The sequence below is a fragment of the Streptomyces sp. NPDC047072 genome (genome assembly GCF_040643855.1).
In the GTDB taxonomy this organism is placed as follows: Bacteria; Actinomycetota; Actinomycetes; order Streptomycetales; family Streptomycetaceae; genus Streptomyces.
On sequence record NZ_JBEYVC010000300.1, the window covers coordinates 1 to 7,292 of the forward strand.

A 7,292-nucleotide genomic window follows, 5' to 3' on the forward strand; every position below is an offset into this window, starting at 1 on the left:
TCTACGGCGTCGCCCAGACCGTCCTGCTGGTCCTGCTGTCGGCGAACGAACTGGGCGTGGGTCTGGCGATCGTGCGCTGACCGCCGGGCCGCGTGGGCCACCGCGGCGGCGGAGGTGTCGCCGTCCGCCCCGGGCCGCCAGCCGTTCTCCAGGGCGCGCCGGGCGATGTTCGGGCCGCTGGCTATCCGCTCCACGCAGCCGCGCGCCCCGCACGGGCACGGGTCGCCGTCGAGGTCGACGCTGATGTGGCCGATGTGCCCGGCGTTGCCGGTCGGCCCGGCGTGCAGTTGGCCGTTGAGCACGAGACCGCCGCCGACGCCCGTGGAGACCACCATGCACAGCGCGTTGTCGTGGCCGCGGGCGGCGCCCTGCCAGTGCTCCGCCGCCGTGATCGCCACACCGTCGCCAATCAGCTCGACGGGCAGCCCGCCGGCCGCCTCCTGAACCCGCCGGACGAGCGGATAGTCGCGCCAGCCCGGCACGTTGACCGGGCTCACGGTCCCGGTGGAGGCGTCCACGGGGCCCGCGCTGCCGATGCCGAGAGCCGTCGTACGGGCCCACAGCGGCGAGTCGGTGAGGTCACCGATCGTCTCCTCGACGGCCCGCATCACGGTCTCGCCGTCCTCCCGCGCGGGGGTGGCGCGCTGGGCTCGGAGCAGGATCCGGCCGTGGCCGTCCACCAGCGCTCCGGCGATCTTGGTGCCGCCGATGTCGAGCGCAGCCACGAGGTCGGTGTGCATCAGGTCAGTTCTCCCACGTCAACCTTGAGGAATGGGGCGGCCGGACTCGCGGTGGGGGCACAGGCCGGAGATTGCGATGGACAGTGTCTCCCGCATCTGACAACGTTGTCCAGGCTCTATGCTCGACGCCACATCCTCATACAAAATCATGGAACGTCACAGCCCCACTTTCCGGACCTCTTGCTACAGGACAGGACGCCGTATCGTGCCCGACACCCACAGCCGAGCAGACCGCCTCTCCGCGACCCGATACGGCAATCGCCCGACCATGAAGGACGTGGCCGCGCGGGCCGGAGTGGGCCTCAAGACGGTCTCGCGCGTGGTCAACGGCGAACCGGGTGTCACCCCGGAGACCGAGCACCGGGTCCGGGAGGCCATCGACGCACTCGGCTTCCGCCGCAACGACAGCGCGCGCGTGCTGCGCAAGGGCCGTACGGCCAGCATCGGCCTCGTCCTCGAAGACCTCGCCGACCCGTTCTACGGCCCCCTCAGCCGCGCGGTCGAGGAGGTGGCCCGGGCCAACGGCGCCCTGCTCATCAACGGCTCCAGCGCGGAGGACCCGGAGCGGGAGCAGGAGCTGGTGCTGGCACTGTGCGCGCGGCGTGTGGACGGGCTGGTGGTGATCCCGGCCGGGGACGACCACCGGTATCTGGAGCCGGAGCTGAAGGCGGGCGTCGCCACGGTGTTCGTGGACCGGCCCGCCGGACGCATCGACGCCGACGTCGTCCTGTCCGACAACTACGGCGGTGCCCGTGACGGTGTGGCCCACCTCATCGCCCATGGTCACCGGCGGATCGGCTTCATCGGCGACATGCCCCGCATCCACACGGCCGCGGAGCGGCTGCGCGGTTACCGGGCCGCCATGGAGGACGCGGGCATCGAGGTCGCGCCCGCGTGGACGTCCCTGGGGGTCACCGACCCCGAGCGGGTGCGTCGGGCCGCCGAGGAGATGCTCTCCGGCCCCTCCCCCGTCACCGCGATCTTCACCGGCAACAACCGGGTGACGGTGACCGTGATCCGCGTTCTCGCCGAACAGCCCCGTCCCGTCGCCCTGGTCGGCTTCGACGACATCGAACTCGCCGACCTCCTCCAGCCCGGCGTCACCGTCGTAGCCCAGGATGCGGCCACCCTCGGCCGCACGGCCGCGGAGCGCCTGTTCCGCCAGCTCGACGGCACGCTGCTCACGCCGGAGCAGATCGAGTTGCCGACACGGTTGATCACCCGGGGCTCCGGCGAGCTGCCTCCGGCGGGCTGAGCGGCCGGTGACCGACGGGACGGACCGCACGCTGGAGGCGCTGGGGCTCGCCGAGGCGCCCCGGGACCGTCCGCTGCTCTATCCCGGTGCCTGGCCCCGGGAGTCCGGGCTGCTGGACGGTGACCGGCTGCTGCCGCTCGACCGTACGGTGCACGCCGACCGGACGCCGGTGCTGGCGGTCGGCTCCAACGCCAGCCCCGGTCAACTGCGGCACAAGATGGCCGAGTTCGGTATCACGTCACCGATCCCGATGGTGCTCGGCCGGGTCACGGGGCTCGACGTCGGGGTCTCGGCCCATGCCAGCCGTATGGGATACGTCTCCGCGTCGCCGTTCGAAGCACCCGGCGTCGTACGGGAGTTGTTCGTCATCTGGCTCGACGCCGAGCAGCTCGCGGTGGTCGACGCGAGCGAGGGCGTGCCGCTGCCGAACGGCAACTACGGGCGCGCCCTGCTGCCCGCGCCCGAGGTGCGCGTCGAGCTGCCGGACGGCACGACGCTGCCGGGCGTCCACGCGTACGTCAACCGCCACGGCGTCCTCCACGACGGCACCGGCGCCCCGCGCACCCACCCCGGTCAGCGTGCGCTGCTGACCGAACTCCTCGTCGGATCGGCCCGGTTGAGGGAGCTGTTCGGTGTCACGCCCGAGGAGTTCGTGGCCCGGGCGCGGGCCGACCGGTTGCTGTGCGAGGCGGGGACGCGGCTGCTGGCGGAGGAGAAACGGGTGACGGCGTCGGGGCTGGAGCGGTATCTGCCGGGGTCAGCAGACCGGTAGTCCGGGCACCGGCTCGTCGTTGTTGCCGCCCTTGAGGTAGACGTCGCTGACGTAGACGCCGGTGTTGCCGCTGTCGTCGTCCGTCTTGGCCCACCACACGTTGGTCCACTCCCCGGACGTCTCGCGACGGCCCAGATTCGACTGGCAGTAGAAGTAGTTGGTGCCCGCGCCCAGGACGCCGACCTCGGTGCCGGAGGCGGTGTAGGACTTGGCGGTCTTCCAGACCACGCAGTCGTACTTGCCACCGCCTGTAGAGGTGCAGGCCGAGGCGGGGGTCGGAGTGCCGGCGCTCGTGCCGCCGTCCCCGGAACCGCCGCCGTCACCGCTGCCGGTGCCCCCGCCGCCGGTGCCCGGGGTCTTGGTCGGGGCGGCGGCCGTGGTGCCGTCGTCGTCCGGGGTGGAGCCGGTCCCGCCGCCCGGGTCCGCCGACGCGCTCGGGGACTTCTTGTCACCCTTCCCGGTGGGCTTGGCCGTGTCCGAGGCGTCGGCGTCCGTACGGCCGCTCGCCGAGGAGGAGGCGCTGGCGGATGTACCGGTCGGCACGACCTGCGCCCCGCCCTCCGCCTGGCCGGTGTTGTTCATCAGGGCCACAGCACCCCCGGCCGCGAGCAGCACGACAGCGACGGCCGCGGCGACGAGCAGCGTACGGCTCCTGCGCCGAGCGGGCGCCGGGGCGGCGGACATGGGGCCGGTGAGAGCGGGGTCCTGCGGGGCACCGGCGCCAGGACCAGGGGTGAACGGCCCTTGCGGGAACGGGCCTTGGCCACCCTGAGCGAACGGACCCGGCGCGGACGGCCCTTGAGCGAAGGAACCCGAACCGTAGGCAGCGGCAGCGGTGGCTCCGTACGGCCCCCCGAACCCGCCGGACGCACTCTGCGCGGAGTCCGCCTGGACACCCGGCCCACCCAGCGGCCCCGCCCCCGATCCGGTCCCTTGCCCGCCCGGCCCGGCACCCTGTCCGGCCGCTCCGGCTCCTCCCTCTGCTCCGGTCCCGCCGACCGGCTCGACACCTCGCTGCGCACCGGCCGTCCCGCTCCCCTGCTCCCTAGTCGGCGGCAGCTCCGAAGCGCTCTGTTCCGGCTCCACCGGAGCCGCGGGCGTCGCCGCCCCGCCCCGCAGAGTCGTCGTAGCTGCGTCCGTCCCACCCCCGTCCGCCACCGCCTGAAGCAGAGCGCGTGCCTCCTCCGCCCCCGGCCGTTCGTCGGCGCGCTTGTCCAGCAGTCGTTCCAGGACGGGGCCGAGCGGCCCGGCGCGCTGCGGCTCCGGCATCGGCTCGCCGACGATCGCGGTGAGCGTGGAGAACGTGGAGGTACGGCGGAAGGGCGAAGTGCCCTCGACCGCGGCGTACAGCGTGGCGCCGAGGGCCCACACGTCGGAGGCCGGGCCCGGGTCGCCGCCCTGCGCCCGCTCCGGGGCCATGTAGTCCAGCGAGCCCACGAGGTGGCCGGTCCGGGTCAGGTGGGTGCTGGAACCGTCGCCCGGGTCCTCCATGGTCGCGATGCCGAAGTCGGTCAGGACGACCCGGCCGGAGCGGTCCAGCAGGATGTTGCCGGGCTTGACGTCCCGGTGCAGGACGCCGACCAGGTGCGCGGCGGCCAGCGCGTCCACCACCTTGGCACCGATACCGGCGGCCTCGCGGGGATCCAGCGGCCCGCGCTTGCGCAGCACCGCGTCCAGGGACGGCCCGTCGATCAGCTCCATGACGATCAGCGGGCGTCCGTCGACCTCCGCGACGTCGTGCACCGCGATGACCCCGGGATGCCGGACCCGGGCCGCCGCACGGGCCTCGCGCTGCATCCGCACCCGCAAATCGGCGAGTTCGGGGCCGTCGGCGTCGGTGTAGGTGCGCAGTTCCTTGACCGCGACCTCACGGTCGAGGACCTCGTCGACGGCGCGCCAGACGACGCCCATGCCGCCGCGCCCTATCTGCGCCATGACCCGATACCGCCCGGCCAGCAGACGACCGGTCTCGTCGCCCTGCCCGTTGCCCTTGGTCTCCCCCGAAGACACCGCTGCCCCGTTCCTGTGACACGTCCGTGAATGGCGTACAGACTACGGGGCGGGGGTGACAACACCAGACGGCGGTTGCGACTGTGACAGGTCCGCTACTTCGGGGAGACCGTCAGATCGCCGCGCCGGGGCGCCGCGTAGCCTTCCAGGTCGGCCTGGGTCAGTCCGGTCAGCCGGGCGACCTCGCCGATGTCGAGGGCCCCGCAGTCGAGGCCGCGCAGCAGATAGCCGCTGAGCGCCTTGGCGGTGGCGGGCTCGTCCATGACATCGCCGCCGACCCTCCCCGCGTACCGCGCCAGGCGGCCGGCGGCCTGCTCGAAGCCCTCGCGGTAGAAGGCGAACACAGCCGCGTACCGGGTGGGGATGTGCCCGGGGTGCATGTCCCAGCCCTGGTAGTAGGCGCGGGCCAGGGCACGCCGGGTGAGGCCGTAGTGCAGCCGCCAGGCGTCGTGGACCTTCTCGGTCGGCCCGACCGGCAGGACGTTGGTAGAGCCGTCCGACAGGCGTACGCCGGTGCCCGCGGCGGCGACCTGCATGACCGCCTTGGCGTGGTCGGCGGCGGGGTGGTCGCTGGCCTGGTGGGCGGCGGAGACCCCGAGGCAGGCGCTGTAGTCGAAGGTGCCGTAGTGCAGGCCCGTGGCGCGGCCCTCGGCGGCCTGGATCATCCGGGCGACCGTGGCGGTGCCGTCGGTGGCGAGGACGGCCTGGCTGGTCTCGATCTGGATCTCGAAGCCGAGCCGCCCGGCGTCCAGTCCGTGCGCCTTCTCGAAGGCCTCCAGGAGCCGAACGAACGCGGCGACCTGCTCGGCGTACGTCACCTTGGGCAGCGTCAGCACCAGCCCCTCGGGCAGCCCGCCCGCCGCCATCAGCCCGGTGAGGAAGACGTCGAGGGTGCGGATGCCGCGGTCGCGGACGGCCGCCTCCATGCACTTCATGCGGATGCCCATGTACGGCGCCGCCGAGCCGTTCTCGTACGCCTCCGCGATCACGCGCGCCGCGCGGGCCGCCGCCTCGTCCTCCTCGGCGTCCGGGCGCGGGCCGTAGCCGTCCTCGAAGTCGACCCGCAGGTCCTCGATCGGCTCGCGCTCCAGCTTGGCCCGCACGCGCGCGTACACGGGCTCGGCGAGGTCGTCGCAGAGCCCGAGGACGGCGGCGAAGGACGCGGCGTCCGGGGCGTGTTCGTCGAGCGCCGCGAGGGCCCGGTCGCCCCAGGAGCGGACGGTGTCGGCGGCGAAGACGTCACCGGGGACGTAGACGGTGTGGACGGGCTGCCGGGTGCCGGGGTCGCCCGGGTAGCGGCGCTCCAGCTCGGCGTCGACCGGCGCGAGGGAGGCGCTGATCTCCTCGCCGACGGCACCCGCGAGGCTCGTCGCCACCCGCTCCTGCTGGCCCTGCCCCATCCTGCGACCTCCCATTTTCCGTTCTACGGAATCAACAATCCGTAGAACGAAGTTATCCACGAAGCTTCCCGGCGGTCAACACCCCGTCCACAGCGTGAGCCACGGTGTTCATTCAGGATGCCGAGAACCTCATACGCCGTCTTCCGCACACCGGGTCGAACATTCATCCTGATCCGTCGGGAGGGACACCATGCCGGACACACACAGAATGACGCGTCGTATGGGCCTCAGAACCGCGCTGGCCGCCACCGTCACCGTGCCGCTGATGGGCACGCTGCCGGCCTCGGCCGCGAAACCCGCCAACCGCCGACTCGACCTCATGACGTTCAATCTGCGCTACGCCAGCACCGCCGAACCCAACAGCTGGGCCGTCCGCCGTCCGGTGATGCGCCGGCTGCTGCGCCGCGAGGCCCCCACCGTGATGGGCACCCAGGAGGGTCTCTACCAGCAACTCCTCGACATCCACGCCGACCTGGGCCCGCACTACGACTGGATCGGCACCGGCCGCGAGGGCGGCAGCCACGACGAGTCCACGGCGGTCTTCTACGACACCCGCCGCCTGGCCCCGCTCGAACACGACACCTACTGGCTCTCCGACACCCCCAGGGTCATCGGCTCGAACACCTGGGGCGCCCGCCTCCCCCGCATCGTCACCTGGATCCGCTTCCGCGACCGGGCCGACGACGGGCGGGAGTTCTACGTCCTCAACACCCACTTCGACCATGTGAGCCAGTACGCGCGCGAGCGTTCCGCAGAGCTCGTCGCGGCGGGCATCACCCGCTTCGACCGCTCGTTACCGGTCGTCGTGACCGGCGACTTCAACGTGCCCGCCCACGAGAACCGCGCCTACGACATCCTGACCGCCTCCGGGCTCGTCGACACCTGGGACGCGGCGGCGGAACGCGGCCCGCTCTACGCGACCTTCCACGGCTACAAGCCGCTCACCCCGGACGGCGAGCGCATCGACTGGATCCTCACCACCCCCGGTGTCACCGTCCACCGGGCGGCGGTCAACACCTTCTCGGCGCACGGGCAGTTCCCCAGCGACCACCTCCCGGTGCAGGCGACCGTGACCCTGGGATGAACGAGTCTCCCAGTCCAGCGGCATCCGCTCG

5 protein-coding genes and 1 pseudogene are annotated in these 7,292 nt (G+C 72.7%); 3 read left to right on the forward strand and 3 right to left on the reverse strand.

All coding sequences use genetic code 11. The features are described 5' to 3' along the window. Positions 1-740: ROK family protein (locus ABZ896_RS51410; protein WP_360946021.1), on the reverse strand; the 740-nt coding region annotated here is incomplete at its 3' end. Positions 741-945: 205 nt separating this feature from the next. Between ABZ896_RS51410 and ABZ896_RS51415 the strand changes: the two genes are divergently transcribed. Both ABZ896_RS51415 and ABZ896_RS51420 read left to right on the forward strand, forming a co-directional pair. Continuing rightward, positions 946-1,995 carry a LacI family DNA-binding transcriptional regulator gene (locus tag ABZ896_RS51415; RefSeq protein WP_360946024.1) on the forward strand — a complete coding sequence of 350 codons (1,050 nt, stop codon included), beginning with the start codon at positions 946-948 and terminating at the stop codon, positions 1,993-1,995. Positions 1,996-2,002: 7 nt separating this feature from the next. Further along, positions 2,003-2,807: pseudogene (locus tag ABZ896_RS51420) on the forward strand (hypothetical protein). Here the strand turns inward: ABZ896_RS51420 and ABZ896_RS51425 are convergent. Both ABZ896_RS51425 and ABZ896_RS51430 read right to left on the reverse strand, forming a co-directional pair. Further along, the gene (locus ABZ896_RS51425) at positions 2,753-4,777 is read right to left on the reverse strand and encodes a protein kinase (RefSeq protein WP_360946027.1); all 2,025 of its coding nucleotides are present in this window, start codon (positions 4,775-4,777) and stop codon (positions 2,753-2,755) included. The pseudogene ABZ896_RS51420 and the gene ABZ896_RS51425 sit on opposite strands and share 55 nt — an antisense overlap. Positions 4,778-4,872: 95 nt before the next feature. After that, entirely contained in the window at positions 4,873-6,177 is a 1,305-nt protein-coding gene (locus ABZ896_RS51430) for an aldolase/citrate lyase family protein (RefSeq protein WP_360946030.1), read from the reverse strand. 190 nt (positions 6,178-6,367) lie between these two features. Here ABZ896_RS51430 and ABZ896_RS51435 point away from each other — a divergent pair, with 190 nt between their 5' ends. Continuing rightward, entirely contained in the window at positions 6,368-7,261 is an 894-nt protein-coding gene (locus ABZ896_RS51435) for an endonuclease/exonuclease/phosphatase family protein (RefSeq protein ID WP_360946033.1), read from the forward strand. The last annotated feature ends 31 nt before the right edge of the window (positions 7,262-7,292 follow it).